The 26180-nt window shown below is 71.7% G+C and carries 18 protein-coding genes and 1 pseudogene; 10 read left to right on the top strand and 9 right to left on the bottom strand.

The genetic code is table 11. The annotated features are described in order from the left end of the window. Positions 1 to 6 precede the first annotated feature (6 nt). From ACFC0Z_RS32710 to ACFC0Z_RS32720, 3 genes are all read left to right on the top strand, one after another. Positions 7 to 1398 (top strand): ABC transporter substrate-binding protein, encoded by a 1392-nt coding sequence (locus ACFC0Z_RS32710; RefSeq protein ID WP_376445733.1) that lies wholly within the window; start codon positions 7 to 9, stop codon positions 1396 to 1398. A gap of 12 nt (positions 1399 to 1410) precedes the next feature. After that, a complete protein-coding gene (locus ACFC0Z_RS32715) occupies positions 1411 to 2733 on the top strand; it encodes a carbohydrate ABC transporter permease (protein ID WP_376445736.1) in 1323 nt (440 codons plus the stop codon). A 116-nt stretch (positions 2734 to 2849) separates the two neighbouring features. Next, positions 2850 to 3641 (top strand): carbohydrate ABC transporter permease, encoded by a 792-nt coding sequence (locus ACFC0Z_RS32720; RefSeq protein WP_376445805.1) that lies wholly within the window; start codon positions 2850 to 2852, stop codon positions 3639 to 3641. 80 nt (positions 3642 to 3721) lie between these two features. Here ACFC0Z_RS32720 and ACFC0Z_RS32725 read toward each other — a convergent pair whose 3' ends face one another. Then, positions 3722 to 4321, bottom strand: a complete 600-nt coding sequence (locus ACFC0Z_RS32725; RefSeq protein ID WP_376445739.1) for a TetR/AcrR family transcriptional regulator — start codon at positions 4319 to 4321, stop codon at positions 3722 to 3724. A gap of 200 nt (positions 4322 to 4521) precedes the next feature. Here ACFC0Z_RS32725 and ACFC0Z_RS32730 point away from each other — a divergent pair, with 200 nt between their 5' ends. Genes ACFC0Z_RS32730 through ACFC0Z_RS32740 form a run of 3 tightly spaced genes read left to right on the top strand, consistent with a single transcriptional unit; the run spans position 4522 to position 7671 of the window. After that, positions 4522 to 5454 (top strand): ABC transporter permease, encoded by a 933-nt coding sequence (locus tag ACFC0Z_RS32730; RefSeq protein WP_376445742.1) that lies wholly within the window; start codon positions 4522 to 4524, stop codon positions 5452 to 5454. Continuing rightward, positions 5447 to 6274: an ABC transporter ATP-binding protein gene (locus tag ACFC0Z_RS32735; protein WP_376445745.1), complete on the top strand. Its 828-nt coding sequence runs from the start codon at positions 5447 to 5449 to the stop codon at positions 6272 to 6274. The genes ACFC0Z_RS32730 and ACFC0Z_RS32735 overlap by 8 nt, the downstream gene beginning before the upstream one ends. A gap of 32 nt (positions 6275 to 6306) precedes the next feature. Continuing rightward, complete coding sequence (locus tag ACFC0Z_RS32740; protein ID WP_376445747.1) at positions 6307 to 7671, top strand: glycosyltransferase 87 family protein; 1365 nt, start codon at positions 6307 to 6309, stop codon at positions 7669 to 7671. 48 nt (positions 7672 to 7719) lie between these two features. On the opposite strand, the gene ACFC0Z_RS32745 is transcribed toward ACFC0Z_RS32740, so the two are convergent. After that, a complete protein-coding gene (locus ACFC0Z_RS32745) occupies positions 7720 to 12687 on the bottom strand; it encodes an NAD-glutamate dehydrogenase (protein ID WP_376445750.1) in 4968 nt (1655 codons plus the stop codon). Between the two features lie 421 nt (positions 12688 to 13108). On the opposite strand from ACFC0Z_RS32745, the gene ACFC0Z_RS32750 reads away from it, so the two are divergent. Continuing rightward, complete coding sequence (locus ACFC0Z_RS32750; protein ID WP_376445753.1) at positions 13109 to 13663, top strand: DJ-1/PfpI family protein; 555 nt, start codon at positions 13109 to 13111, stop codon at positions 13661 to 13663. A gap of 96 nt (positions 13664 to 13759) precedes the next feature. Here the strand turns inward: ACFC0Z_RS32750 and ACFC0Z_RS32755 are convergent, their stop codons facing one another. Further along, positions 13760 to 14416: an HAD family hydrolase gene (locus tag ACFC0Z_RS32755; RefSeq protein WP_376445756.1), complete on the bottom strand. Its 657-nt coding sequence runs from the start codon at positions 14414 to 14416 to the stop codon at positions 13760 to 13762. A gap of 93 nt (positions 14417 to 14509) precedes the next feature. Then, positions 14510 to 15016 (bottom strand): DUF6912 family protein, encoded by a 507-nt coding sequence (locus tag ACFC0Z_RS32760; protein WP_376445759.1) that lies wholly within the window; start codon positions 15014 to 15016, stop codon positions 14510 to 14512. 766 nt (positions 15017 to 15782) lie between these two features. On the opposite strand from ACFC0Z_RS32760, the gene ACFC0Z_RS32765 reads away from it, so the two are divergent. Continuing rightward, complete coding sequence (locus ACFC0Z_RS32765; protein WP_376445761.1) at positions 15783 to 16301, top strand: Rv3235 family protein; 519 nt, start codon at positions 15783 to 15785, stop codon at positions 16299 to 16301. A 79-nt stretch (positions 16302 to 16380) separates the two neighbouring features. Here the strand turns inward: ACFC0Z_RS32765 and secA are convergent, their stop codons facing one another. Further along, entirely contained in the window at positions 16381 to 19188 is a 2808-nt protein-coding gene (gene secA / locus ACFC0Z_RS32770; protein ID WP_376445764.1) for a preprotein translocase subunit SecA, read from the bottom strand. Positions 19189 to 19427: 239 nt separating this feature from the next. Between secA and ACFC0Z_RS32775 the strand changes: the two genes are divergently transcribed. Then, positions 19428 to 20015 carry a GNAT family N-acetyltransferase gene (locus ACFC0Z_RS32775; RefSeq protein WP_376445766.1) on the top strand — a complete coding sequence of 196 codons (588 nt, stop codon included), beginning with the start codon at positions 19428 to 19430 and terminating at the stop codon, positions 20013 to 20015. Positions 20016 to 20056: 41 nt separating this feature from the next. Beyond that, entirely contained in the window at positions 20057 to 21220 is a 1164-nt protein-coding gene (locus ACFC0Z_RS32780) for a winged helix-turn-helix domain-containing protein (protein WP_376445769.1), read from the top strand. Positions 21221 to 21401: 181 nt separating this feature from the next. Here the strand turns inward: ACFC0Z_RS32780 and ACFC0Z_RS32785 are convergent. From ACFC0Z_RS32785 to ACFC0Z_RS32800, 4 genes and pseudogenes are all read right to left on the bottom strand, one after another. Further along, a pseudogene (locus ACFC0Z_RS32785) lies at positions 21402 to 22076 on the bottom strand (response regulator); the annotation flags it as partial. Between the two features lie 308 nt (positions 22077 to 22384). Then, complete coding sequence (gene hpf, locus ACFC0Z_RS32790; protein WP_376445771.1) at positions 22385 to 23065, bottom strand: ribosome hibernation-promoting factor, HPF/YfiA family; 681 nt, start codon at positions 23063 to 23065, stop codon at positions 22385 to 22387. Positions 23066 to 23358: 293 nt separating this feature from the next. Next, entirely contained in the window at positions 23359 to 24186 is an 828-nt protein-coding gene (locus tag ACFC0Z_RS32795; RefSeq protein WP_376445774.1) for a ComF family protein, read from the bottom strand. Positions 24187 to 24360: 174 nt separating this feature from the next. Beyond that, positions 24361 to 26166 (bottom strand): LpqB family beta-propeller domain-containing protein, encoded by a 1806-nt coding sequence (locus tag ACFC0Z_RS32800; protein WP_376445808.1) that lies wholly within the window; start codon positions 26164 to 26166, stop codon positions 24361 to 24363. Positions 26167 to 26180 lie beyond the last annotated feature (14 nt).

The following is a 26180-nucleotide window of genomic DNA, read 5'->3' on the forward strand; positions in this document are numbered from 1 at the left end:
GCCGCGATGCGATCAACTCTTCACTCACGCAAGGCCGGGGCGGCCGTGACGGCCGCCTTACTCGCCCTGGCCCTCGCGGCCTGCGGCGGCGAGAGCGACAACGGCGGCGACGGCGACGGCAGCAGCAGCGGTGGAAACGGCGGCACCAGCTCCGCGCCCACGCCGGCCTCCCGCTCCCTCGCGGGCCAGAAGATCGAGGTCGCCGCCGTCTGGACCGGCCCCGAGCAGGAGAACTTCACCAAGGTCCTGAAGGAGTTCGAGAAGCGCACCGGCGCCACGGTGACCTTCGTCCCCGCCCAGGACCCGATCGTGAACTTCCTCGGTACGAAGATCGCCGGCGGCTCCCCGCCCGACGTGGCCCTGCTCCCGCAGGTCGGCGCCATCCGGCAGGCCGCCGCCCAGAAGTGGCTGAAGCCCGTCGGCCCCGAGGCCAAGGCCGCGCTCGCCGCGAACTACTCGCCCGGCTGGCAGGCCCTCGGCGCGGTCGACGGCACCCAGTACGGCGTCTACTTCAAGGCCGCCAACAAGTCCCTGGTCTGGTACAACACGGCAGCCTTCGAGAACGCGGGCGCCTCCGAGCCGAAGAGCTGGAAGGAGTTCCTCGCCACCGCCGAGACGATCTCCGCCTCGGGTGTCACCCCGGTCTCCGTCGGCGGCGCGGACGGCTGGACCCTCACGGACTGGTTCGAGAACGTCTACCTGTCGCAGGCGGGCCCGGAGAAGTACGACCGGCTGGCGAAGCACGAGATCAAGTGGACGGACCCGTCCGTCGGCGCGGCGCTCAAGACGCTCGCCGAACTCTTCGGGAAGCCCGCGCTCCTCGCGGGCGGGACGAACGGCGCGCTCCAGACGGAGTACCCGGTCTCGGTCACCCAGACCTTCACCGGCGGCGACCGCCCCAAGGGCGCGATGGTCTTCGAGGGCGACTTCGCGGCCGTCAACATCGCCCAGACGAAGGCGGAGATCGGGACCGACGCGAAGGTCTTCCCGTTCCCGGCCGTCGGCTCCGGCACGGCCCCCGTCGTGACGGCGGGCGACGCGGCCGTCGCCCTCAAGGACACCGAGGGCGCGCAGGCGCTGCTCGCCTTCCTGGCCTCTCCGGACGCGGCCCGGATCTGGGCGGCCGAGGGCGGTTTCCTCTCCCCGAACAAGAACCTGGACCCGGCCGCGTACCCGAACGACGTCCAGCGCGAGATCGCCAAGGCGCTGATCGGCGCGGGCGACGACTTCCGCTTCGACATGTCGGACCAGATGCCGCAGTCCTTCGGCGGGACGCCGGGCAAGGGCGAGTGGAAGGCGCTCCAGGACTTCCTGAAGAACCCGGCCGACGTCGCCGGGGCGCAGGCCCGCCTGGAGGCGGACGCGGCGAAGGCGTACAAGGCCGCGGCGAAGAACTGAGGCGGGGCCACCATGCCCAGCACCCCCAGCAGCGCCAGGACCCCCGCCCGCACCAAGGGCCGTGTCGTCGCCGCCGCCTTCCTTCTCCCCTCCCTGCTCCTCCTCGGCGCCCTCGTCGTCTACCCCATCGGCTACTCCGTCCAGCGCTCCCTCTTCGACCGCTCCGGCACCGCCTTCGTCGGCGTCGACAACTACCTCGCGCTCGTCACCGACGACTCCCTCCGCACCGCCGTCCGCAACAACCTGGTCTGGCTGATTCTCGCCCCCACGGTCGCCACCGTCCTCGGTCTGGTGTTCGCCGTCCTGACCGAACGGGTCCGCTGGGGAACGGCGTTCAAGCTCGTCGTCTTCATGCCGATGGCGATCTCGATGCTCGCCGCCGGGATCATCTTCCGGCTGGTGTACGAGCAAGACCCGGACCGAGGGGTCGCCAACGCGGTCTGGGTCGGCGTCCACGACACCTTCGCCGAGTCCTCGGTCTTCCCCCGTGCCCGCCCGCTGCCCGTCCACCCGCTCACGGCGGCCGACGGCGGCGCGTACGTCACCAAGGAGCCGGTCGCCGCCGGGGAACCCGTACGGCTGCCGCTCGTCGGCGTGGCACCGGGGAGGATGCCGGAGGAGGCCCGCCCCGCCCACACCCCCCGCCCCTCCGGCTCCACCACGGTCACCGGCACCGCCTGGCTGGACTTCACACGCGGTGGCGGCGGGAAGCCCAACGTCGTCGACCCCGCCGAACTCGGCCTGGCCGGCCTCCGCATCGAGGCCGTACGGGACGGCAAGGTCGTCGCCTCGACCACCGCCGCCCCCGACGGCACCTTCTCCCTGCCCGCCGACCGCGCCGACGGAGCCGTACTCCGGCTGCCCGCGAGCAACTTCCGCGAGCCGTACGCCGGGGTGGAGTGGCTCGGCCCGTCGCTCGTCACCCCGGCCGTGATCGGGGCGTACGTGTGGATGTGGGCCGGGTTCGCGATGGTGCTGATCGGCGCGGGGCTCGCGGCCCTCCCGCGCGAGCTGCTCGAAGCGGCGCGGGTGGACGGGGCGAACGAGTGGCAGGTGTTCCGCCGGATCACGGTGCCGCTCCTCGCGCCGGTCCTCGCGGTCGTCCTCGTCACGCTCATGATCAACGTCCTGAAGGTCTTCGACCTGGTCTTCGTCATCGCGCCGGGCTCCGCGCAGGACGACGCGAACGTCCTCGCGCTCCAGCTCTACCGCTCGTCCTTCGGCACGGACGCGGACCTCGGCGTCGGCTCGGCCATCGCGGTGGTCCTGCTCCTGCTCGTGCTGCCGGTGATGGCGGTCAACATCCGCCGCATCCGAAGGGAGACCCGCAGGTGAAACCACCGGACAAGGGGTTCGCCGACCACCTCGACGGCCGCCTCCCCGGTCGCCTCCCCGGTCGCCTCGCGGGCCGCCTCGCCGCCCGGGCCGGCTCCGGCGCCGTCCGCGTCCTCCTGCTCCTCGCCGGACTGTTCTGGCTGCTCCCGACCCTCGGCCTGCTGCTCTCCTCCCTCCGCTCGCCCTCCGACATCGCGGCGAGCGGATGGTGGCAGGTGTTCACGGCGCCCGCCCAGCTCACGACCCGGAACTACGCCGACCTCCTCGCGAACGGCACGATCACCGGCTCCCTGCTCTCCACGGTCCTGATCACCGTCCCGGCCACGCTGCTCGTCCTCGCCCTCGGCTCCTTCGCCGGGTACGCGTTCGCGTGGCTGGAGTTCCCGGGCCGGGACTGGTGGTTCCTGGGAGTGGTGGCCCTGCTCGTGGTCCCCGTCCAGGTCGCCCTGGTCCCGGTGTCGAAGCTGTTCGGGGCGGTCGGGCTCTTCGAGACGACGCTCGGGGTGGTCCTCTTCCACACGGCCTTCGGGCTGCCGTTCGCGATCTTCCTGCTGCGGAACTTCTTCGCGGAGATCCCGCGCGAGCTCCTGGAGGCGGCGCGGCTGGACGGCGCGGGCGAGATCCGGCTCTACGCGCGCGTGGTGCTGCCGCTCGGCGCCCCGGCCCTCGCCTCGCTCGGGATCTTCCAGTTCCTGTGGGTGTGGAACGACATGCTGATCGCGCTGATCTTCGCGGACGCGCAGTCGCCGCCGATCACGGTGGCGCTCCAGCAGCAGGTCCGGCAGTTCGGCAACAACGTGGACGTGCTCGCGCCGGGCGCGTTCCTGTCGATGGTGGTGCCGCTGGCGGTGTTCTTCGCGTTCCAGCGCCAGTTCACGTCGGGCGTGACGGCCGGCGCGCTGAAGTAGGCCCTCGGGTACGTGACCGGGCGGACGCTCAGGGCGGACGCTCAGGGCGGACGCTCAGGGCGGACGCCCAGTACGGGCGCTCAGGCCTTGAGCGCCGCCACCGCCGCGCGCGCGAGCTCGTCCACGTACCCGTCCGGCAGCTCCGTGCGCACGACGACGAGGCGCCAGTACAGCGGGCCGACGACGAGGTCGAGCGCCTTCGCCGGGTCGGCGTCGGCGGGCAGCTCGCCGCGCGCGACCGCCTCGCGGACGATCTGGGCCATGACGCCCTGCTGGCTGTCGAGCAGCCGCTCGCGGATGGCGTCGGCGATCTCGGGCTGCCGCGCGGCCTCGACGAGCAGGTCGGGGATGACCTGCGAGGCGACCGGGTGGCGGAGCGCGTACGAGGCCATCTCCAGGAGCGCGCGGACGTCCCCGTGCAGCGAGCCGGTGGCGGGGACGGGCAGGCCCTGGGCGGCGAAGGCGCCCACGAGGTCGAGGACGAGGGCGAGCTTGGACTTCCACCGCCGGTAGACGGCGGTCTTGCCGACGCCCGCGCGCCGGGCGATGCCCTCGATGGACATCCGGGCGAAGCCGACCGCCGCGAGCTCGTCGAAGACGGCGGTGCGGATGGCCTCGGTCACGTCCTCGCGGAGTACGGCGGCTCCGGCGGGGGCGCGGCGGGGGGTCGGTTCGCTCATGACGGCATCCTAACCAACGACTTACGTCACGACGATACGGTTGCGTTCCGACGTACCGGCGTCCTACTCTCCACGTAGCGACGATACGGCCCCGTCCCGACGTACCCCATGCATCCATCGCACCCAACGCACCCGACGGTCCCGAGGGCCCCGCCGTCGCCGTCCGAGCGTCATCGTCTGTCTCCGAAAGCCGCCCGCCCGTGACCACGACCACCCTCACCCCGCCCGCAGCTCCTCGCCGGACCGCGCCCCCGGCCCTCTCCGACGAGGAGCTGCACGCGCTCGCCCTCCGCCACGGCCTGACCGTCAGCGGCGCCCGCCCCTCCCTCCCGGAGTACGTCCGGCAGCTGTGGGCCCGCCGCGGCTTCGTCACCGCCTTCGCGACCGCCCGCCTGACCGCCCAGTACAGCCAGGCGCGCCTCGGCCAGATCTGGCAGGTGGCGACCCCGCTCCTCAACGCGGCGGTCTACTACTTCATCTTCGGGATCGTCATGAACGCCGAGCACGGCGTCCCCGACTACATCCCCTTCCTCCTCACCGGCATCTTCGTGTGGACGTTCACCGCGAACACGGTCCTCGCCGGCAGCCGGGCGATCAGCGACAACCTGGGCCTGGTCCGCGCCCTGCACTTCCCCCGCGCGAGCCTGCCGATCTCGCTCGCGCTCCAGCAGCTCCAGCAGCTGCTGCTCTCCCTCGCCACGCTCGCCGCGATCCTGGTCTGCTTCGGCGAGTACCCCACCTGGAGCTGGCTGCTCGCGGTCCCCGCGCTCGCCCTCCAGGCGCTGTTCAACGTGGGCGTGGCCTTCGTCCTCGCCCGGCTCGCGGCGCGCACCCCGGACATCAGCCAGCTGATGCCGTTCGTGCTGCGGACCTGGATGTACGCGTCGGGCGCGATGTTCTCGATCCAGAACCTGGCGAGCGGCGGACGCGTCCCCGGGGGCCTGGTCCTGGCGCTCCAGTGCAACCCGGCGGCGATCTACATCGACCTGGTGCGCTTCGCGCTGATCGGCAGCTACACGTCCGAGCAGCTGCCGCCGCACGTCTGGGCGCTCGCCGCCGGCTGGGCGGCGCTCGCGTTCGCGGGCGGCTTCATCTGGTTCTGGAAGGCAGAGGAGACGTACGGCCGTGGCTGAGACGACAGAACAGACCGAGCGCACGCCGACCGTCGTCGCGACCGGCGTCCACATCACCTACACCGTCAACGGCGGCGGCTCCGGCGGCCGCGGCAGCGCCACCGCCGCACTCTGCCGGATGCTGCGCCGGAACCGGAACCGGAACCGGAAGGGGAGCGGTACGGCTCCGGCCGGGCGCCTGGTCCACGCCGTGAAGGGGGTGAGCTTCGCCGCGTACCGGGGCGAGGCCATCGGCCTGATCGGCTCGAACGGCTCCGGCAAGTCGACGCTCCTGAAGGCGATCGCGGGCCTCCAGCCGGTCGAGCGCGGCCACATCCACACCCACGGCCAGCCCTCCCTCCTCGGCGTCAACGCGGCCCTGATGAGCGACCTCACGGGCGAGCGGAACGTGATCCTCGGCGGGCTCGCGATGGGCATGAGCCGCGCGGAGATCCGCGAGCGGTACGAGGACATCGTCGACTTCTCCGGCATCAACGAGAAGGACGACGCCATCTCCCGCCCCATGCGGACGTACTCCTCCGGCATGGGCGCCCGGCTGCGGTTCTCGATCGCCGCCGCGAAGAGCCACGACGTCCTGCTCATCGACGAGGCCCTGTCGACCGGCGACGCCCGCTTCCGGCGCCGCAGCCAGCAGCGGATCGACGAGCTGCGGGCGGAGGCGGGGACGGTCTTCCTGGTCAGCCACTCGAACTCCACCATCACGGAGACCTGCGAGCGCGCGCTGTGGCTGGAGGCCGGGACGCTGCGGATGGACGGCCCGGCGGAGGAGGTCGTGGCGGCGTACGAGGAGTTCACCAAGACAGGGGGCAAAACAGGCTGATAACAGGGCATACCGGTCTAGAGTGCGGAGGGATGACGAACGACGACCCCCAGCCACCGGGCGGGCCGGCCCCCCAGGCGCCGGCGTCCACCTCCCCGCCACCCCCGCCCGCCTCCCGGAAGGCGGCGCCCCCACTCGCCTCCCCGCCCTCCCTCACCGGCTCCCCCTTCGACTCCGACACCTTCACCTCCGCCACCTTCGTCACGGTCGGCCGCGGCCCCTCCCTCGCGCTCGCCGTCCTCTGGGTGCTCACCCGGGCCGGCATGCTCGTCCTCTTCCTCCGCGACGACCTCGGCATCGGCGGGGTCTCCCGCGAGATCGCCCTCTACCGGCACTGGTACGGCCAGTTCGCCTCCGGCACCTTCCCCGTCGGCGACGTGACCTGGCAGTACCCGCCCGGCGCCGGGCTCGTGGTCGTCGTCCCCGGTCTCGTCCCCGCCCTCACGTACACCCAGGCCTTCGTCGCCCTCGCGCTCCTCGCGGACGCCGTCATCACCCTGGCCCTGGCCCTCGCCGATCGCGAACGGCTCACCCACGGCGCCTGGTTCTGGGTCTGCGGCCTGCCGCTGCTCCTGCACCTCCCCCTCGCGCGGTACGACGTCCAGGCCACCGCCTTCGCCGTCCTCGCCCTCCTCGCCCTCGGCCTGCGCTCCACCGCCGCCCGCCAGGTGGGCGGGGCGCTCGCCGGGATCGGCGCCATGGTCAAGGTGTGGCCCGCGCTCGCCCTGATCGGCACGCCCCGGGGGCGTACCACCCGCGAGGCGTGGACCGCCGCCGTCGTCGCGGCCCTCGCGCTCGCCGCCACGCTCGCCCTGCTCTTCCCCGGCTCGCTCGGCTTCCTCCGGCAGCAGGGCGGCCGGGGCGTGCAGATCGAGTCGCTCGGCGGCACGGCCCTCGGACTCGCCCGCGCGGCCGGCGTCTGGCAGGGCACGGTCGAGATGCGCTACGGCTCCTTCGAGTACGTCGGCCCGTACGTCTCCACGCTCGGCAACCTCGCCCTGCTGCTCACCGTCGCCGCCTTCGGCTGGCTGCTCTTCTGGCGCGTACGGGCCCGCCGCTGGACCCCGGCGACCCCGCTCGACGCGGCCTTCGCCGCCGTCCTGCTCTTCACCGCCACGAGCCGGGTGATCAGTCCCCAGTACATGATCTGGCTGCTCGGCCTCGCCGCCGTCTGTCTGACCTCCCGCAGCACCGTGATGCGCCCGGTGGCGCTGCTCATGCTCCCGGCGGCGGCGCTGAGCTCGCTCGCGTACCCCGTCCTGTACGCGGAGATCCTCGGCGGCGCACCCTCCGGCCTGGCCGTCATGGTGCTCCGCAACGGCCTCCTCCTCGCCGCCGCCCTGCTCGCCGCCCGCCGCCTGTGGACGTCGACGGTCGCCACACCGGCGCCCGAATGACGGAAGGGCCCCGCCGGAGATCCGGCGGGGCCCTTCCTCTTCACGTGATCAGCTGTGCGTACGGAGCAGCGTGCGCATCGTCCGCATGGCCACCGACAAGTTCGCCAGGTCGAAGGTGTCCGAGCCCTGGATCTCCTCCAGGGTCGTCCGCGCACGGCCCAGGATCGCCGTGTTCTTCTCCTCCCAGGCCTTGAACCGCTCCTCGGGGCTCGTCGTGCCGTTGCCGACGCTCAGGACGTCCGCGGTCAGCGCCGAGTGCGCCGCGAAGAGGTCCTCGCGGATCGAGGCGCGGGCCATGGACTGCCACCGGTCGGCACGCGGCAGCTCGATGATGCGGTCCATGAGGTCGGTGATCCGCAGACGGTCGGCCAGGTCGTAGTAGACCTCGGCCACCGCGAGCGGGTCCTTCTCCATGCGGTCCGCGATCGCGACGATGTCGAGGGCCGGGAAGGCGGAGGAGAAGCCGGCGACGCGCCGCGCGAGCTCCTCCGGCACGCCGACCTCGGTCAGCTCGTCGAGGATCGACTGGTACCACTCCAGGTCCGCGCCGCGCAGCAGCTCCGGCAGCTGCTGCCAGACCTGCTCGACGCGGTCGGCGAAGAACTCGATGGTCTCGCCGATCTGGAGCGGCTGCGGCCGGTTGTTGAGCAGCCAGCGGGTGCCGCGCTCGACGAGCCGGCGGGAGTGCAGCCGCATCCGGGTCTGGACCTCGGCGGGCACGCGGTTGTCGAGGGCCTCGACGGCGTCCCAGACCTGGCTGAGCCGGAAGACGGCGCGGGCGGCGGTCTGCGCGCGGACGATCTCCTCGATCGACGCGCCCGTCTCCTCGCGGAGGCGGTGCAGGAAGGTCGAGCCACCGGTGTTGACGGTGTCGTTGACCAGGACGGTCGTGATGATCTCGCGGCGCAGCGCGTGGTTGTCGACGGCCTCGGGGAACTTCTCGCGCAGCAGCGTCGGGAAGTAGGCGTGGAGCAGACCGCTCAGGTACGGGTCGTCCGGGAGCTCGGTGCCGATGAGCTCGTCGGCCGCCGTGATCTTGGTGTACGCGAGGAGGACGGCGAGCTCCGGCTGGCTGAGGCCGCGGCCGTTGTTGAGCAGCTCGCGGATCTGCCGGTCGTTGGGCAGGAACTCCAGCGAGCGGTCCAGGCTGCCGTCACGGCCGAGGCGGCGCATGAAGCGCTGCGCGGCGTGGAGCAGCGAGGGCGACTGGGCGACGGCGTTGGCCAGGGCGGTGTTCTGCGCGTAGTTGTTGCGCAGGACGAGCCGGCCGACCTCGTCGGTCATCTCCGCGAGGATCTTGTTGCGCTGCTTGACGGTCATGTCACCCTCGGCGACGAGCCCGTTGAGCAGGATCTTGATGTTGACCTCGTGGTCAGAGGTGTCGACGCCGGCGCTGTTGTCGATGGCGTCGGTGTTGATCTTGCCGCCCTCGCCCTCGGGTCCGCCGGTGCGGGCGAACTCGATGCGGCCGAGCTGGGTGGCGCCGAGGTTGCCGCCCTCGCCGACGACCTTGGCGCGGACGTCCTGGCCGTCGACGCGGATGGCGTCGTTGGCCTTGTCACCGACGTCGGCGTTGGACTCGGCCGAGGACTTGACGTACGTGCCGATGCCGCCGTTCCACAGCAGGTCGACGGGCGCGTGGAGGACGGCCTTCATGAGCTCGGCCGGGGTCAGCTTGGTGATGCCTTCCTCGATGCCGAGGGCGGCCCTGACCTGCGCGTTGATCGGGATGGACTTGGCGGTACGGGGGTGGATGCCGCCGCCCGCGGAGAGCAGCGAGGTGTCGTAGTCCGCCCAGGACGAGCGCGGCAGGTCGAAGAGCCGGCGGCGCTCGGCGTACGAGGTGGCCGCGTCCGGGTTCGGGTCGAGGAAGATGTGCCGGTGGTCGAAGGCGGCGACCAGGCGGATGTGCTCGGAGAGCAGCATGCCGTTGCCGAAGACGTCACCGGACATGTCGCCGACGCCGACGACCGTGAAGTCCTCGGTCTGGGTGTCGTGGCCGAGCTCGCGGAAGTGGCGCTTGACCGACTCCCAGGCGCCGCGGGCGGTGATGCCCATGCCCTTGTGGTCGTAGCCGGCGGAGCCGCCGGAGGCGAAGGCGTCGCCGAGCCAGAAGCCGTACGCCTCCGCGACGCCGTTGGCGATGTCGGAGAAGGTCGCGGTGCCCTTGTCGGCGGCGACGACGAGGTAGGTGTCGTCCTCGTCGTGGCGGACGACGTCGAGCGGCGGGACGACCTCGCCGGCGACGAGGTTGTCGGTGATGTCGAGCAGCGCCGAGATGAAGGTCTTGTACGAGGCGATGCCCTCGGCCAGCCAGGCGTCGCGGTCCACGGACGGGTCCGGGAGCTGCTTGGCGACGAAGCCGCCCTTGGCGCCGACGGGGACGATGACGGTGTTCTTCACCATCTGCGCCTTGACCAGGCCGAGGATCTCCGTGCGGAAGTCCTCGCGGCGGTCGGACCAGCGCAGGCCGCCTCGGGCGACCTTGCCGAAGCGCAGGTGGACGCCCTCGACGCGGGGCGAGTACACCCAGATCTCGAAGGCGGGGCGCGGGGCCGGCAGGTCGGGGATGGCCTGCGGGTCGAACTTCATCGACACGTAGGAGTGCTGCTCGCCCGCCGCGTTCTTCTGGAAGAAGTTGGTGCGCAGCGTGGCCTTGATGACGGTGAGGAAGGAGCGCAGGATGCGGTCCTCGTCCAGGCTCGCGACCTGGTCGAGGGCGCCGTCGAGCTCCTCCAGGATGCCGTCGGTGAGCTCCGTCCCGGCGCGCTGGCGGCCGGGGGCCATCCGGGCCTCGAAGAGGGAGACGAGCAGCCGGGTGGTGTGGACGTTGTTGCGGAGGGTGTCCTCCATGTAGTCCTGGCTGAACGTCGAGCCGGCCTGGCGCAGGTACTTGGCGTACGCGCGCAGCACCATCGCCTCGCGCCAGGTGAGCCCGGCGGAGAGGACGAGGGAGTTGAAGTTGTCGTTCTCGGCCTCGCCGGTCCAGGTGGCGGCGAAGGCCTCCTGGAAGCGCTCGCGGGCGTCGTCGCCGACGTAGTCGCCGCCGTTGCCGGTCGGGGCGGGCATGCGCAGGCCGAAGTCGTAGACCCAGGCGTGGGCGCGGTCGGCGCAGCGGAGCTCGTACGGACGCTCGTCGGTGACCTCGACGCCGAGCCGGTTGAGGACCGGGAGGACGGCGGAGAGGGAGATCGGCTCGCCGGTCTTGTAGATCTTGAAGCGGCGCTCGCCGGGGCCGGCGGCGACGGGCTCGTACAGCGAGAGCGCGAAGTCCTTGCCGCTGGCGGCGAGGGCCTCCATGCGGACGAGGTCGGCGACGGCGGCGCGCGGCGAGTGGTCGGCCTTGTAGCCCTCGGAGAAGGCGTTGCCGTAGCGGCGGAGCAGCTCGGCGGCGCGCTCCTCGCCGAACTCGGCGTTGAGCGCCTCGCCGAAGCCGTCGGCCCAGGAGCGGGCGGCCTCGACGAGCCGGGCCTCGATGCGGTCGACGTCGGCGTCGGTCAGCTTGGCGAGCTCGGTGCCGGGCTTGACGCGGACGACGAAGTGGAGGCGGGAGAGGATCGACTCGGTGTTCCAGGCGGTGAAGTCGACGCTGGTGCCGCCGAGCTCCTCCTTCAGGATCTCGATGATCCGCAGCCGGACGCGGGTGGTGTAGCGGTCGCGCGGCAGGTAGACGAGGGCCGAGTAGTAGCGGCCGTACTCGTCCTGGCGCAGGTAGAGCCGCAGCCGGCGCCGCTCCTGGAGGTACAGGACGCTGGTGACGATGGACTGGAGCTGGTCGACCGGGGTCTGGAAGAGCTCGTCGCGCGGGTAGGTCTCCAGGATCTGGAGCAGGTCGCGGCCGTCGTGGCTGTTCGACGAGAAGCCGGCGCCGGCGAGGACCTCCTGGACCTTGCGCTTGACGACCGGGACGCGGCGGACGGACTCGGTGTAGGCGGCGGAGGAGAAGAGGCCGAGGAACCGGCGCTCGCCGATGACGTTGCCGTCGGCGTCGAACTTCTTCACGCCGACGTAGTCGAGGTACGAGGGGCGGTGGACGGTCGCGCGGCTGTTGGCCTTCGTCAGGATGAGCAGCTTGTGCTCGCGGGCCTTGGCGCGGACGTCGTCGGGGAGCCGGCTGAAGGAGGGCGAGACCGGGTGGGCGTGGTGGCCCTGGTCGCCGCCCGCGTGCTTCGGGTCGGAGCGCAGGATGCCGAGGCCGGTGCCGGGCACGGCGGACAGGGCGTCGCCGTTGACGAGCTCGTACTCGCGGTAGCCGAGGAAGGTGAAGTGGTCGTCGGCGAGCCAGCGGAGCAGCTCGGTGGCCTCTTCGACCTCGGTCGGGCGCAGGTCGGAGGCGGTGGGCTCGTCGGCGAGGCCGTCGGCGATGCGCAGGGCCGCCTCGCGCATCTTCTCCCAGTCCTCGACGGTCTCGCGGACGTCGGAGAGGACGCGGAGCAGGTCGGCGGTGATCTGCTTGAGGTCGGCGCGGTCGGTCTCGCGGTCGATCTCGACGTGGATCCAGGACTCGGGGAGCGCGTCGTGCGGCAGCTCGCCCTGGATCTGGGTCGACAGGACCTCGATGAGCTTGCCGGTGAGGTCACGGCGGACGAGGACCTGCGGGTGGATCACGACGTGGATGCCGCGGCCCTGGCGGGACAGCTCGTTGGTGACGGAGTCGACGAGGAAGGGCATGTCGTCGGTGACGACCTCGACGACGGAGTGGCTGGAGGTCCAGCCGTTCTCCTCGACCGTCGGGGTGTGGACGCGCACGTTCGCGGTGCCCTGCGGGCGGTTCTCCGCGAGGCGGTAGTGAGAGAGCGCGGCGCCGAAGACGTCGACCGGGTCGCGGTCGCCGAGGTCCTCCGGCGCGGTGTGCAGGTAGTAGCGCTGGAGGTACTCGAGCACCGTGTCCCGGTCCGGGCGCTCGCCCGAACCGTCAGAGCCCGTCGGAAGTCGCCCCCCGACCGGGCTGTGCTCAGCTACCCGAGCGGCCCTCTCGAGCAGCTCGGCCTTGGCTTCGTCCAGCTTGGTCTGCATGTCCTCTGACTCCTGTCGCGCGCCGTTGCGTGACGTCGGTGGAAGAAAGGACACAACGCCACGACGCGGTGATTCCGGTCGAAGACGACGTTATGCCCGAATGAGAGATGCCCGGGTCGTTATCGGCCACGGAACGCGGCGCGACCGGACGGAGGGGATCGGCGAACGCACGGTGGGCCCGGCCGCTGTCGCGTGCCGGGCGGCAGCCGGGGGCTTCACTGCCCCCTCGGCGTATCGCGCTGATCACGGGAAAAGCCTATCGCTCCCGACCCCCGAACCGTCACGAGCCGTATGTGTATAAAAGTGGAGGTGAAAGTTTGACGTTATGGACAGCGACAACGGCTCGGAGGCCCTCTTGGCAAACGGGCGCCCCACCGGCAGCGTGGAGCCCGCAAAGCACCATCTCTGATCTGGGAGTGCCATGGCGAAGATCCTGATCGTGACCGGGGACGCTGCGGAGTCGCTGGAGGTGATGTACCCCTACCAGCGGCTGCTCGAAGAGGGGTACGAGGTCGACATCGCGGCCCCTGCCCGCAAACAGCTCCGCTTCGTCGTGCACGACTTCGAGCCGGGCTACGACACGTACACCGAGAAGCCCGGCTACACCTGGCCGGCGGACCTGGCGTTCTCGGAAGTCGACCCGGGCGCCTACGCCGCTGTGGTGATCCCGGGCGGCCGGGCGCCGGAGTACCTGCGCAACGACCCGGAGCTCCGCAAGATCCTCAAGGCCTTCTTCGACGCGGACAAGCCGGTGGCCCAGATCTGCCACGGCCCGCTCCTGACGGCGGCCGTCGGCGGCCTGGAGGGCCGCAGGGTCACGGCGTACCCGGCGCTCGAACTCGACATGCAGGCGGCCGGTGCCACCTTCCAGGACTCGGCGGCCGTCGTCGACGGCCTCCTCGTCTCCTCCCGGGCCTGGCCCGACCACCCGACCTGGATGCGCGAGTTCCTGAAGATCCTCCGCACGAAGGCCTGACCGGGCCCTGCCGTACGGCCCCGGGGGTACGCCCCTGGGGCCGCCGGGCAGGCCGCCGTGGGGGCCGCCGTGGGGGCCGCCGTGGGGGCCGCTCCGCTACGCCAGCTCCTCCGCCACGGAGACCGCCTCCGCCAGCGAGTCCACGACGGGCACGCCGACCCGCTCCAGGGACGCCCGGCTGTGCGAGCCGCCCGTGTACAGCACGGCCTTCGCGCCCACGTGCAGCGCCGCCACCGCGTCGTCCGCCGCGTCCCCGATGACCACGACCCGCTCGGCGGGCAGGCCGAGGGCCGCGAGGTGCCGCACCATGTGCCCGGACTTGCCGTCGTTGGACGCGTCGGGCCGCCCGTCCACCCGGACGAAGCGCTCCTCGATCCCGTGCTCCCGCACGAGGGGTATGAGCCGGGCGTGCGGCGCGAGCGAGAGCAGCGACTGCGTGAGCCCGGACGCCTGCCGGGTGGCGAGCAGCTCGGAGGCGCCCTCGGTCAGCCCGCAGCCGACCGCGCGCTCCCAGTAGTGCCGGTGGAAGGCCCCGTCCATGACGAGCCACTCCTCGTCCGTGGGCAGGCGCCCGAGGAGCCGCTCGTAGAACTTCGGCACCGGCACGGTGTACAGCTCGCGATACCGCTCCAGCGTGATCGACGCGAGCCCGAGCTCGGCGAAGGCCGCGTTCGTCGCCCCGATGACCGCCCCGGTGTCGTCGAGCAGTGTGCCGTTCCAGTCCCAGACCAGGTGCTTCCCGTGCTTCCCCATGGAAAAACGGTACCCGGGCCCACTGACAGCGAAGCGGGAGCCCTCGGCCCGGCAGACCGTCAGCCCCGGCAGACCGTCAGCCCCGGCAGACCGTCAGCCCAGCAGGCCGGGGATCTCCTGCACGCCGAACCACAGCAGTTCGTGGTCCTCGGCGCCGTCCACGACGAACCGCGCGTCGTCGTCGCCCTGGTCCGCCGCCCCGAGCGCCGCGGCCGCCGCGCTGACGTCCGCCTCGGCGTCGTCCGCGTCGGCGTGCACGGCCGCCGCCTTGGCCATCGGCACCGCTCCGGCGATCCGCACCTCGCCGATCGAGTCGGCGTCGAGCCCCCGGTCGGGGTCGGCGACGGCGGCACCGTCCGCCACGTCCACGGCGACGACGATCCGGCGCCGGGGCGCCTCGGGGTCACCGGCGAGCAGCCGCAGCGAGGCGGAGGCGGCACGGTTGAGCGCCGCGTACTCCAGCTCCTCGATGTCGTCGGAGACGTACCACTCGCGCAGCGCGGGGGTGACGGCGTACGCCGTCAGCGGGCCGGGGCCCAGCTCGCCCGCCTTGTGCGCCTGTGCGAGACCGGGGAGGGTCAGGGGAACGTACACGCGCATGACTGGCCGCTTTCGTCGACGGAGAGGCCCTCAGGATACGTGCGGAGTCCCCCTTCGGGCTGGCGGCCCGGACCCGCCGCCTGTCCACCGCCGGGGCCCGTGCCCCAGGCCCCCGGAGATCGGATTTCCCGCGCGACCACCCGGATAGGTGAATCACCCTCCGTACACCCCCGAGGTCAGAGGCTCCTTGCGGCCGCTCACCCCACGCCCGTACAAGATCCCCAAGAGAAGTTACTGACTGGTACCACGCGGTCACGCAACGACAGGGGTTCTCATGACCACGCCCACGGCAACACGCATCCCCACGCCCCCCACCCCCGCCACGCACACCACCCCGACACACACTCCCCACCCCCGCACCGCCCCCGGCGGCCGAGGGGCCCCGGGCCCGGCCCCGACCGGCCCCGTGGGCGCAGCCCCGACCCGCTCCGTGGGCGCAGCCCCGGCCGGCCCCCTGGGCACAGCCCGGGTCGCCTCCGTGGGCGCAGCCCCGGCCCGCTCCACGGGCGCAGCCCCCGCCAACCCCGTAGGCGCAGCCCCGGCCGGCCCCCTGGGCACAGCCCGGGTCGCCTCCGTGGGCGCAGCCCCGGCCCGCCCCATGGGCACAGCCCCCGCCAACCCCGTAGGCGCAGCCCCGACCGGCCCCCTGGGCACAGCCCGGGTCGCCTCCGTGGGCACAGCCCCGGCCCGCCCCATGGGCACAGCCCCGGCCCGCCCCATGGGCACAGCCCCGACCCGCTCCGTAGGCGCAGCCCCGGCCCGCCCCATGGGCACAGCCCCGACCCGCTCCGTAGGCGCAGCCCCCGCCAACCCCCTGGGCGCAGCCCCGGCCGGCCCCGCCGGCCCGGGGCCCCGTGGCCCCGCCGGCACCCGCCCGCGCGGTGCGGCCGGCACGCACCCGGGGGCCGCGCCCCGCGCCCGCCCGCCGCACACCCTCTTCGCCGAGCGCCTGCTCGCCGTCCTCAGCGGCGAGCGACCGGTCCACTGGATGCTCGGCCACACCGTCGGGGAGGCGTACGAGCAGCTCGTCCTGCTCGCCACGACCACCCCCCTGCGCTCACTCGGCCCCCGCCCGGTCCTGCGCCGCTGCGCCGTCCAGACGGATCCCGGCCGTACGGTCATGGAGGCCTTCGCCAGCATCGCCACCGGCCACCGCGTCCGGGCCATGGCCTTCCGCCTGGAGCGCGGCGAGGACCTGCGCTGGCGCTGCGCCGCCGTCGAGCTCGACGGCCTCGACGGCCTCGGCGGCCTCGGCGGCCTCGGCGCCACCGCCCTCCGCCCATGACGAAGGGGCCGGCGCCCCTCGGGCACCGACCCCTCCGTCATCGACTCACGGCGTCACCTGACGGCGTCACCTCATGGCGTCACTTCTTGCGACGACGCCCACCGCTCGCGTTCTTCTGCGCCTTGCGGCGCTCCGCCCGCGTCATCCCGTCGCCCGACTCGTCGCCGTCGGAGGCGAAGTCGCCCTCGACGACACCGCCGTCGCCGTCCACGGTCGGCGCGGAGAAGTGCAGCCGGTCAGGACGCTGCGGGGCGTCGAGCCCCTTGGCGCGGATCTCCGGACGCCCGGCACCGGCCGGCACGTCCTCCTTGTCGAGCGACGGAGCGCTCGCCTGCACCGGGACCTCCTCGACCTGCTGCTCGACCTGGACCTCCAGGTTGAACAGGTAGCCGACGGACTCCTCCTTGATGCCCTCCATCATGGCGGTGAACATGTCGAAGCCCTCGCGCTGGTACTCGACCAGCGGGTCCTTCTGCGCCATCGCGCGCAGGCCGATGCCCTCCTGGAGGTAGTCCATCTCGTAGAGGTGCTCGCGCCACTTGCGGTCCAGGACGGAGAGGACCACGCGCCGCTCCAGCTCGCGCATGATCTCCGAGCCGAGCTGCTTCTCGCGGCTGTCGTACTGCTCGTGGATGTCGTCCTTGACGGAGGTCTCGATGAACTCGGCGGTGATGCCCGCCCGGTCACCGGCCGCGTCCTCCAGCTCTTCCACGGTGACCTTCACCGGGTAGAGCTGCTTGAACGCGTTCCACAGGCGGTCGAGGTCCCACTCCTCCGCGAAGCCCTCGGCGGTCTCCTGGCGGATGTAGTCGTCGATCGTGTCGTCCATGAAGTGCTGGATCTGCTCGCGCAGGTCCTCGCCCTCCAGGACGCGGCGACGCTCGCCGTAGATGACCTCGCGCTGGCGGTTGAGGACCTCGTCGTACTTGAGGACGTTCTTGCGCGTCTCGAAGTTCTGGGTCTCGACCTGGGACTGCGCGGAGGCGATGGCGCGGGTGACCATCTTGTTCTCGATCGGCACGTCGTCCGGCACGTTGGCCATGGCCATCACGCGCTCGACCATCTGCGCCTTGAACAGGCGCATCAGGTCGTCGCCGAGGGAGAGGTAGAAGCGGGACTCGCCCGGGTCGCCCTGACGGCCGGAACGACCGCGGAGCTGGTTGTCGATACGGCGCGACTCGTGGCGCTCCGTGCCGAGGACGTACAGCCCGCCGAGCTCCTTGACCTCCTCGAACTCCGCCTTCACGGCCTTCTCGGCGCGCTCCATGGCGGCGGGGAGGGCCGCGGCCCACTCCTCGACGTGGTCGACCGGGTCGAGGCCGGCCTGTCGCAGCTCGGCCTCGGCGAGGTCGTCCGGGTTGCCGCCGAGCTTGATGTCCGTACCGCGACCGGCCATGTTCGTGGCGACGGTGACGGCGCCGCGGCGGCCGGCCTGCGCGACGATGCTGGCCTCGCGCTCGTGGTGCTTGGCGTTGAGGACCTCGTGCGGGATGCCCCGCTTGGAGAGCTGCTGCGAGAGGTACTCGGACTTCTCGACGGAGGTGGTGCCGACGAGGACCGGCTGGCCCTTCTCGTGCTTCTCCGCGATGTCGTCGACGACGGCGGCGAACTTGGCGACCTCGGTCCGGTAGATCAGGTCGGACTGGTCCTTGCGCTGCATCGGCTTGTTCGTCGGGATCGGGACGACGCCGAGCTTGTAGATCTGGTGGAACTCCGCGGCCTCGGTCATGGCCGTACCGGTCATGCCGGAGAGCTTGTCGTAGAGGCGGAAGAAGTTCTGGAGGGTGATCGTGGCGAGGGTCTGGTTCTCGTCCTTGATCGCCACTCCTTCCTTCGCCTCGATCGCCTGGTGCATGCCCTCGTTGTAGCGGCGGCCGGCGAGGATGCGGCCGGTGTGCTCGTCGACGATCATGACTTCGCCGTCCATGACGACGTAGTCCTTGTCCTTCTTGAACAGTTCCTTCGCCTTGATGGCGTTGTTCAGGTACCCGACGAGGGGGGTGTTCACCGACTCGTAGAGGTTGTCGATGCCGAGCCAGTCCTCGACCTTGGCGACACCGGCCTCGTGGATGGCGACGGTGCGCTTCTTCTCGTCGACCTCGTAGTCGCCGGTCTCCTCGATGCCCTTGAGGGGGTTGCCGGGCTCGCCCTTGGTGAGGCGGGTGACGAGCTTCGCGAAGTCGCCGTACCACTTGGTGGCCTGGTCGGCCGGGCCCGAGATGATCAGCGGCGTACGGGCCTCGTCGACGAGGATCGAGTCGACCTCGTCGACACAGGCGTAGTTGTGGCCGCGCTGGACGAGCTCGTCCTTGGACCACGCCATGTTGTCGCGCAGGTAGTCGAAGCCGAACTCGTTGTTCGTGCCGTACGTGATGTCGCAGGCGTACTGCTCACGGCGCTGCGCCGGGGTCATGTTGGCGAGGATGCAGCCGACCTGGAGGCCCAGGAACTTGTGGACGCGGCCCATGAGCTCGGAGTCGCGCTCGGCCAGGTAGTCGTTGACCGTGATCAGGTGCACGCCCTTGCCGGAGAGCGCGTTGAGGTACGCGGGCAGGGTGCCGACGAGGGTCTTGCCCTCACCGGTCTTCATCTCGGCGACGTAGCCGAGGTGGAGCGCGGCGCCGCCCATGATCTGGACGTCGTAGTGGCGCTGGCCGAGGACGCGCTTCGCGGCCTCGCGGACCGTCGCGAAGGCCTCGGGGAGCAGGTCGTCGAGGCTCTCGCCGTCGATGTACCGCTGCTTGTACTCGTCGGTGAGCGCCCGCAGGTCGGCGTCGGAGAGGTTGACGAAGTCCTCTTCGATGGAGTTGACCTGGTCCGCGATGCGGTGCAGTTTGCGCAGGATCTTGCCTTCGCCTGCACGCATGAGCTTGTTGAAGACGGACACTGAGGCTGGTCTCCTTGCCGGTCGGGCCTGGCACTGGGTCTGGTGAAGGACGCGAGCGCGGGCACGGCAGGTGGTCCCCACCGTAACGGTCATCGTAAGCGAGACCGCCCTCGCGAAGGGAGGCCCGCACTGCCCGAGCCGCAAGGCCGCCCTCAGAGAGAACGCACGAGGTGGGCGGAAGGTGCCGCACCACCCGAAAAGTGTTCGCTTCCGTTCCGCCCGGTGACCAGAATCCCGGCATGGATCCCATCACCCTCACCACGGACCGTCTGCGGCTGCGGAACTTCGTCTCCGACGACATCGACGCGGTGTACGACATCTGTCAGGACACGGACATCCGCCGCTGGACCACCGTCCCCGACCCCTACACGCGGCCGGACGCCGAGTTCTTCGTGAACCGGCTGATTCCCGACGGCTGGCGCGACGACACCGAGTACACGTTCGCGGTCGAGCCGCTGTCCGGCGGCCCGCTGCTCGCGTCGATCACGCTGAGCAGCCGCGGCGCCGGCTCCTGGGAGGTCGGCTACTGGCTGAGCGGGGCCCACCGCGGCCAGGGCTACATGACGGAGGCCGTCCGGGCGGTGGCGCACTGGGCCTTCACGGGCCTGGGCTGCGTCCGGCTGGTCTGGCGCGCGGAGGTCGGCAACGCCGGGTCGCGCGCGGTCGCCGAACGCGTCGGCTTCGCGAGGGAGGGCGTGCAGCGCGCCGGCATCCCCAACAAGGGCACGCTCCGGGACGCCTGGGTGGCCGCGCTGCTGCCCTCCGACTTCGGCCTGCCGAGCCCGGTGCCGTACCTCCCGGCCCGCGAACAGCCCGCCCAGGCCTGACGGCCGGACGGCTGTCAGTGCCGCGTTCTAGGGTGCTGATCATGACGACCGCTTCGCGCCCCGCTGCCGAACTGTCCGCCGACGAGGCCCGCCGGATCGCCCTGCGCGCCCAGGGCTTCCTGGGCGCGCCCGACCGCAGAGCGGGCGTCAGGGGGGTGCTGCGCGCCCTCGGCCAGGTCCAGCTGGACACGATCTCGGTCCTGGCCCGCTCGCACGAGCTGATTCCGTACGCGCGCCTCGGCGCGGTGGGCCGGACGACGGTCGAGCGGGCGTACTGGACCGAGGCGCACGCCTTCGAGTACTGGTCGCACGCCGCGAGCATCCTGCCGATCGAGGAGTGGCCGCACTTCGCGTTCCGCCGCCGCGCCTACCGTGACCGCCCGCACTGGCACCACGAGCTGTCCTCCGGGGCGTACGAGAAGGTGATCGCCCAGCTGCGCGACGAGGGCCCGCTGACGGCGACGGAGCTCGGCGGCGCGAAGAACAAGGGCGAGTGGTGGGACTGGTCCGACTCCAAGATCGCCGTGGAGCGCGCGCTGATGTTCGGCGAGGTCGTCGTCACCGAGCGACGGGGCTGGAAGCGGGTGTACGACCTGGCGGAGCGGGCGATCCCGCGGGAGCTGCTCCACGACGACCTGGACGACACCGAGTGCGTGCGACGCCTGGTACGGCAGGCGGGCGAGGCTCTGGGCGTGGGCACGCGCGCCGACCTCGCGGACTACCACCGCATCAAGGCCGAGCAGTTCGACGCGGTGGTCGAGGCCTCGGGTCTGGTGCCGGTGACGGTCGCGGGCTGGGGGAAGCCCGCGTGGGCGGACCCGGCGGCGCTGGCGACGGAGCCGCGCGGCCGGCACCGGACGACGCTCCTGTCCCCGTTCGACTCGCTGATCTGGGAGCGCCCGCGCACGGAGCGGATCTTCGGCTTCACCCACCGCCTGGAGGCGTACGTGCCGAAGCCGAAGCGGGTGTACGGCTACTTCGCGATGCCCGTCCTCGCCGGCGGCCGGCTGGTGGGCCGGGTGGACCCGGCCCGCGAGGGCTCCACGCTCGTCGCCCGCCAGATCACCCTGGACGACCCGAAGGCCGTCCCCGCGGTGGCCCAGGCACTGCGGGAGGCGGCGGAGTGGGTCGGCTGCGACACGGTCGCGGTCGAGCGCGTGAACCACCCGGAGCTGGCGGCACCCCTGCTCAAGGCGCTCGCCTAACGGATCTCGAGGATCTTCTCCCGCATCGCACTGCATCCCCCGGGGGACGACCCCCGGACCCCCAGCAGCGGCGCCACCGGGCCCGGGCCTCAGCGGATCTCGAGGATCTTCTCCCGCATCGCACTGCATCCCCCGGGGGATGACCCCCGGACCCCAGCAGCGGCGCCACCGGGCCCGGGCCTCAGCGGATCTCGAGGATCTTCTCCCGCATCGCGTAGACCACGGCCTCCATACGGGAGTGCAGCTGGAGCTTCTCCAGGATGTTCCGCACGTGGTTCTTGACCGTGTTCTCGGAAATGAACAGCTCCTTGGCGATGTCCCGGTTGTTCATCCCGGTCGCGACGAGCTTGAGGACCTCCAGCTCGCGGTCGGTCAGCCGGGGCGCGGGCACGAGCCTGCGCTCGTCGGTGCGCTGGATCATCGACTTGAACTCGGTGAGGAGCTTCGACGCCATCGACGGGCTGATCTGCGACTGCCCGTCCGCCACGGCCCGGATCGCGGTGGCGACCTCGTCGGTGGAGATCTCCTTGAGGAGGTAGCCGGTGGCGCCCGCCTTGATCGCGTCGTAGAGGTCGGCCTCCTCGTCGCTGATCGTCAGCATGATGATCTTCGCGCTGGGGGCCACCTCCTTGATGGAGGTGCACGCCTCGATGCCGCCGCGCCGGGGCATCCGCACGTCCATCAGGACGATGTCGGGAAGCAGGTCGGCGGCCTTGTCGACGGCCTCGGCCCCGTCACCGGCCTCGCCGACGACCTGAATGTCCTCTTCCTGCGCGAGGACGATCTCCAGACCTCGCCGGAAGAGCGCGTGGTCGTCCACGACGAGAACGCGGATGGGCTCCTTGCGGTAGCCACCGCTGTCCGATTCCGCTCGCTCCGGAGCACTCTCCGGAGGAACCGCGCCATAGGGTCCACGCCCGCTGAGTACCGGGCCGAAGCTGTCCGCCATCGTTCCTCCCCCTGAAGGCCGTGGCCTGAATTCGATTCCGGTTCCTCCAACCACTGCCCACAGAGCACCGGTTGGCGTGCACGACATGATTTCATGCCCCGGCGACGCGAGAGGCGCCCACGGACGCAGGAGGGTGCCCCTGGGGGGCGCGAAACGCGCTCCAGGGGCACCGGAGTGACATCTTGATGTGCGGGGGTGGTGCGGGCGGCGGCCGGTCAGCCGCCGAGCGCACCGCCGGCGCCGCCGCCCTCGGCGAGCGGGTCGCTCTCCAGGTGGATGACGCCGTAGTCGTACGCATGTCGCCGGTAGACGACACTCGGCTGCTTGTTGTCGGAGTCGACGAACAGGTAGAAGTCGTGGCCGACCAGCTCCATCTCGTAGAGCGCCTGGTCGAGCGTCATGGGAGCGGCCCGGTGGGTCTTCTCACGGACCACCATGGGGCCTTCGCCCTGGACCTCGATCGAGCCCATCATCGTGGTGGGCACCTTGTCGGGCTCGTCGGCCGCGAGTTGGCCGTCCCCGTTGAGCTGGGCGGCGCCGGGCACCACGTCCCCGACCTCCGCCGCCGACAACCTGCCGTTGCCACGCCGGGTGTAGCGCTTGTCGTGCTGCTTGCGCAGCCGGGCCTCCAGCTTGTCGCTGGCGAGGTCGAGGGCTGCGTACGCGTCGGCTGCGGACGCTTCCGCCCGGATCACCGGGCCTCGGGAGTGGAGGGTGATCTCCACGCGGTCGGACCGGTCGGCCTGCCGCGGGTTGTGCTCCTTGGACACCTCGACGTCGAGGCTGATCACCTTGCCGTCGAGCTTCTGGATCTTCTCCAGCTTCAGCTTCTCGGCCACGTGCTTGCGGAACCGCTCGGGCACCTCGGTCTTGCGGCCCTTGACGACGATGTCCACGCAGAACTCCGTTCCCGGATCGCCCTGGTCGGCTCCTTGGCCGCCGGGCATCTCCCTTTGCACCAGACTCCGGTGGTTACCGGAGCTCGGACTTGGCGACTTCCACCTCTCCTGCCCCGTCGGCAAGATCCTCATCCCACCGGCGCGAGGTTAATTCGCCCTTAACTCCTGTCCTGTAGGCGCAACCATGTTTGTCGTGAGGCAGTGGCGTTCGCCATTCCTCACAACCGAACATAGCCCCTTCGGACGGGTGTCGGCACCCGGTACCGGGACTTGCCTCCGTTCGAGTGCTTTCACCTCTCACCACCTGCAACGATGCAACTTCTTGGCCAGTTCCCGTTTATTTCGAACGAAGCGGGAGAGGATGCGATTACAGCCGCCCGCCGCTGTTCGAATTCGTGCTGCGCGGATCTCTCCGTCGCCTTCCGCGCCGCCGCTTCCGCCATTCCCTCCGGTAATGCGGGAATGAACGCCGGGTGTACGGCTCCGAGGGCGCGGGCCGCCTCCGCGAGCGAGGCGCCCGTGGTCATCACGTCATCCACGAGAACCACCCTTCCGGCCTCCAGGAGCCGCCCGCCGCCCGGTACGACCTCCAGCGCCCCGGCCAGGTTCGCGTGCCTCCCGCGCGCCCCCAGGCCCGCCTGGTCCGCCACGTACCGCCGCTGCCGCAGCACGGGCACGACCCGCGCGTCCCGGCCGGCGCGCCGCAGCCTGGCGGCCGCGGCCAGCGCGATCCGCCGCGTCGGATCGTGGCCACGCGCCCGTACGGAGCTCCGCGAGGACGGCACCGGTACGAGGAGAAGCGGAGGGACCGAGGAGCCGGTGACGGGCCCGCCGGCGGCCGCCACGGCGGCTGCGAGCGCCCCTCCGAGGGGCCCGGCGAGCGCCAGCGCCCCACGCTCCTTGTGGGCGACGAGCAGCTCTCGCACGGCACCCGCGTACGGCGCGACGGCATGGACGACCGGCAGCCCGGCCGGCTCGGGCGCGGGCCGCACCCGACGGGGCCCGCCGTCGGTCAACGCGCCGGCGCACACCGCGCACAGGGCCGTCCGCGGCGCGCCGCACCCGCCGCAGGCGACCGGCAGCACCAGCCCGGCGATCTCGCGCCACCACCCCCGCATGCCTCCACTGTGCGCGCTCCGGCCGTTCCGGACCACCCCTGTGGAAAACCCCGACGAGAGCTCGCTCACCGTCCGGCGGAGTACGTCAGGTAACCCCGCCGGACCGAGCCGGGAAGCGCCGAGCCGAGCCGGGAAGCGCCGAGCCGAGCCCTGCCACCCCGGCGCTGACGGGTCCTAGCCGGGATAGACGGGCAGGCCGCCCGTCTTGACCAGTGGCTGCCAGTTCGTCCCCGGTGCGAGGCGGACGATGCCGTCGTTCCCGGAGTCCGCCACCACCGGCGAGCTGTCGTTGTTCGGCGCGGCGACCGAGGTCACCCCGTTGAGCCCGGGAAGCACCGAACTCGCCGAGGTCGAACCGTCCGTCTGGAGGTAGCGGATCTGCTGGACGCCCCCCGCCTCCTTGCCGACCACGACCAGCCGGCTCGGACCGGCCCAGGAGACGGCCGTGACCGACTCCATCCGGGGCGCGGCCGGCTGGAGCTCGACGACGGACACCGCGGGCTCCGCCCCCGATGCCTGGCGCTCGACGCGGCCGATCTGGAGCGTGGTGCGGTCCCCGCGCGTGACGAGCAGCGCGACCCGCACCCCGTCCGCCGAGACCCGCAGCGCCTCGACCCTGGTGCCCTCGGTCAGCCAGGGCGTCCGGACCTCGACGGGATCGCCCGAACCGTCCGGCACCAGCCACAGGTGCGGCGACGCCGGGTTCCGGTCGGCGACCCACAGGTCGCCCCTGCCGTCCCAGCTCGGCGCCGACAGCCGGTCCGTGGGACGGACCCCCTTGCTCGTCAGCACGGCCGGAAGCGGGTCCTGCTCGGTGGTGATCGAGGAGACGAACAGGTCGCGCCCGTTCGTCCCGACCCCCGCGGCCCGGGTCTCGCCCCGGTCGACCGCGACCGACCCCAGCGGCCTCGCGCCCTGGCCGAACGGCCCCGGCACCGCCGTCGCCGCGTCGTCCTGCTTCCCGTCGACGTCCAGCGTCATCAGCTTGCCGTGGTCGAGGACGTACGGCCGCTCCTTGGGCACGGTGGTGCGGACGGCCGCGAACTCCGCCGCCTGCCCCCGGCCCAGCCGGCACAGCGAACCGCCCCGCTCGTTCTGGAGGTCGACCTGCTCGACCCGGACGGAGGTGAGGTCGCCCAGCGTGAAGAGGAGCTGCGCGGCCATCTTCCGGCACTTGTCGCCGCCGACCAGGTCGGCCTTCTTGTTCAGCGGCACCTTGAGGGTGGAGGTGTCGTCCGTGGTCAGCGAGGTGACCCCCGGCTTCAGCTGCGTACCGGAGGGGAAGTACGAGGTGACGGCCAGGTCCAGCCAGTTCGTGGGCCCTTCGAGGAGCGCCTTGACCGTCTGCGTCACCGGGTCCATCCGGGTGACCGGGTCCTGCCGCTGCCTGATGTAGACGGGGTCGGCCACGACCCAGTCCTCGCCGGACGCGAAGTAGTACTTGTTGACCGACCGGTAGTTGCGCAGGAAGTCCGCCTCGCCGAGCACCAGGCCCGGGGGCAGGCTGTCGATGCGCCACTCCTTGCCCTTGCTGTTCGCGGCGGGCTGCTGCACGACGTGGATGGACTGGAGGTAGTCGGCGGGGCTGACCGGCTTGTACGCGTGCCGGGCGTCGACCGTCGCGATCTGCCGGCCGGAGAGCGGATAGACCCGGCTCCTGCTGTCCTGGTCGGCGTCGCGGTCGATCGGCTGCCGGCCGGGCGCGGTCGAGAGCACGGTGATGCTCTGCTCCGGCTTCCAGTTCCGCAGGGCCCGCTTCGTCAGGTACTTGCGCGCGGTGGCGAACCCGGGGTCGTCACTGGTCATCGCCTCCAGGAAGCCGTCGACGATCTCGTCCGCGTCGGCGTTCTCCCGCGGCGCGACGGCGTAGACCCGCACCTGCGAATCCCCGGCGTTCGCCCCCTTCACGGTCTCGACTTCGCCGCTGTCGGGCATCGTCGCGCAACCGGTCGCGAGCAGCCCGCCGCACACGGCGAGCACCACGGCCCGGCTGC

The organism is Streptomyces sp. NPDC056144 (assembly GCF_042264145.1).
Lineage (GTDB): Bacteria > Actinomycetota > Actinomycetes > Streptomycetales > Streptomycetaceae > Streptomyces.

Bases quoted from the DNA above. Each gene is read 5' to 3' on its own strand.
- ACFC0Z_RS32755 (WP_376445756.1), bottom strand. From the start codon at position 14,416: ATGGGGAAGCACGGGAAGCACCTGGTCTGGGACTGGAACGGCACACTG.
- ACFC0Z_RS32795 (WP_376445774.1), bottom strand. From the start codon at position 24,186: ATGCGGGGGTGGTGGCGCGAGATCGCCGGGCTGGTGCTGCCGGTCGCC.
- ACFC0Z_RS32750 (WP_376445753.1), top strand. From the start codon at position 13,109: ATGGCGAAGATCCTGATCGTGACCGGGGACGCTGCGGAGTCGCTGGAG.
- ACFC0Z_RS32745 (WP_376445750.1), bottom strand. From the start codon at position 12,687: ATGCAGACCAAGCTGGACGAAGCCAAGGCCGAGCTGCTCGAGAGGGCC.
- ACFC0Z_RS32725 (WP_376445739.1), bottom strand. From the start codon at position 4,321: ATGAGCGAACCGACCCCCCGCCGCGCCCCCGCCGGAGCCGCCGTACTC.
- ACFC0Z_RS32715 (WP_376445736.1), top strand. From the start codon at position 1,411: ATGCCCAGCACCCCCAGCAGCGCCAGGACCCCCGCCCGCACCAAGGGC.
- ACFC0Z_RS32710 (WP_376445733.1), top strand. From the start codon at position 7: ATGCGATCAACTCTTCACTCACGCAAGGCCGGGGCGGCCGTGACGGCC.
- ACFC0Z_RS32780 (WP_376445769.1), top strand. From the start codon at position 20,057: ATGACGACCGCTTCGCGCCCCGCTGCCGAACTGTCCGCCGACGAGGCC.
- ACFC0Z_RS32740 (WP_376445747.1), top strand. From the start codon at position 6,307: ATGACGAACGACGACCCCCAGCCACCGGGCGGGCCGGCCCCCCAGGCG.
- ACFC0Z_RS32765 (WP_376445761.1), top strand. From the start codon at position 15,783: ATGGGCACAGCCCCGACCCGCTCCGTAGGCGCAGCCCCCGCCAACCCC.
- ACFC0Z_RS32760 (WP_376445759.1), bottom strand. From the start codon at position 15,016: ATGCGCGTGTACGTTCCCCTGACCCTCCCCGGTCTCGCACAGGCGCAC.
- ACFC0Z_RS32775 (WP_376445766.1), top strand. From the start codon at position 19,428: ATGGATCCCATCACCCTCACCACGGACCGTCTGCGGCTGCGGAACTTC.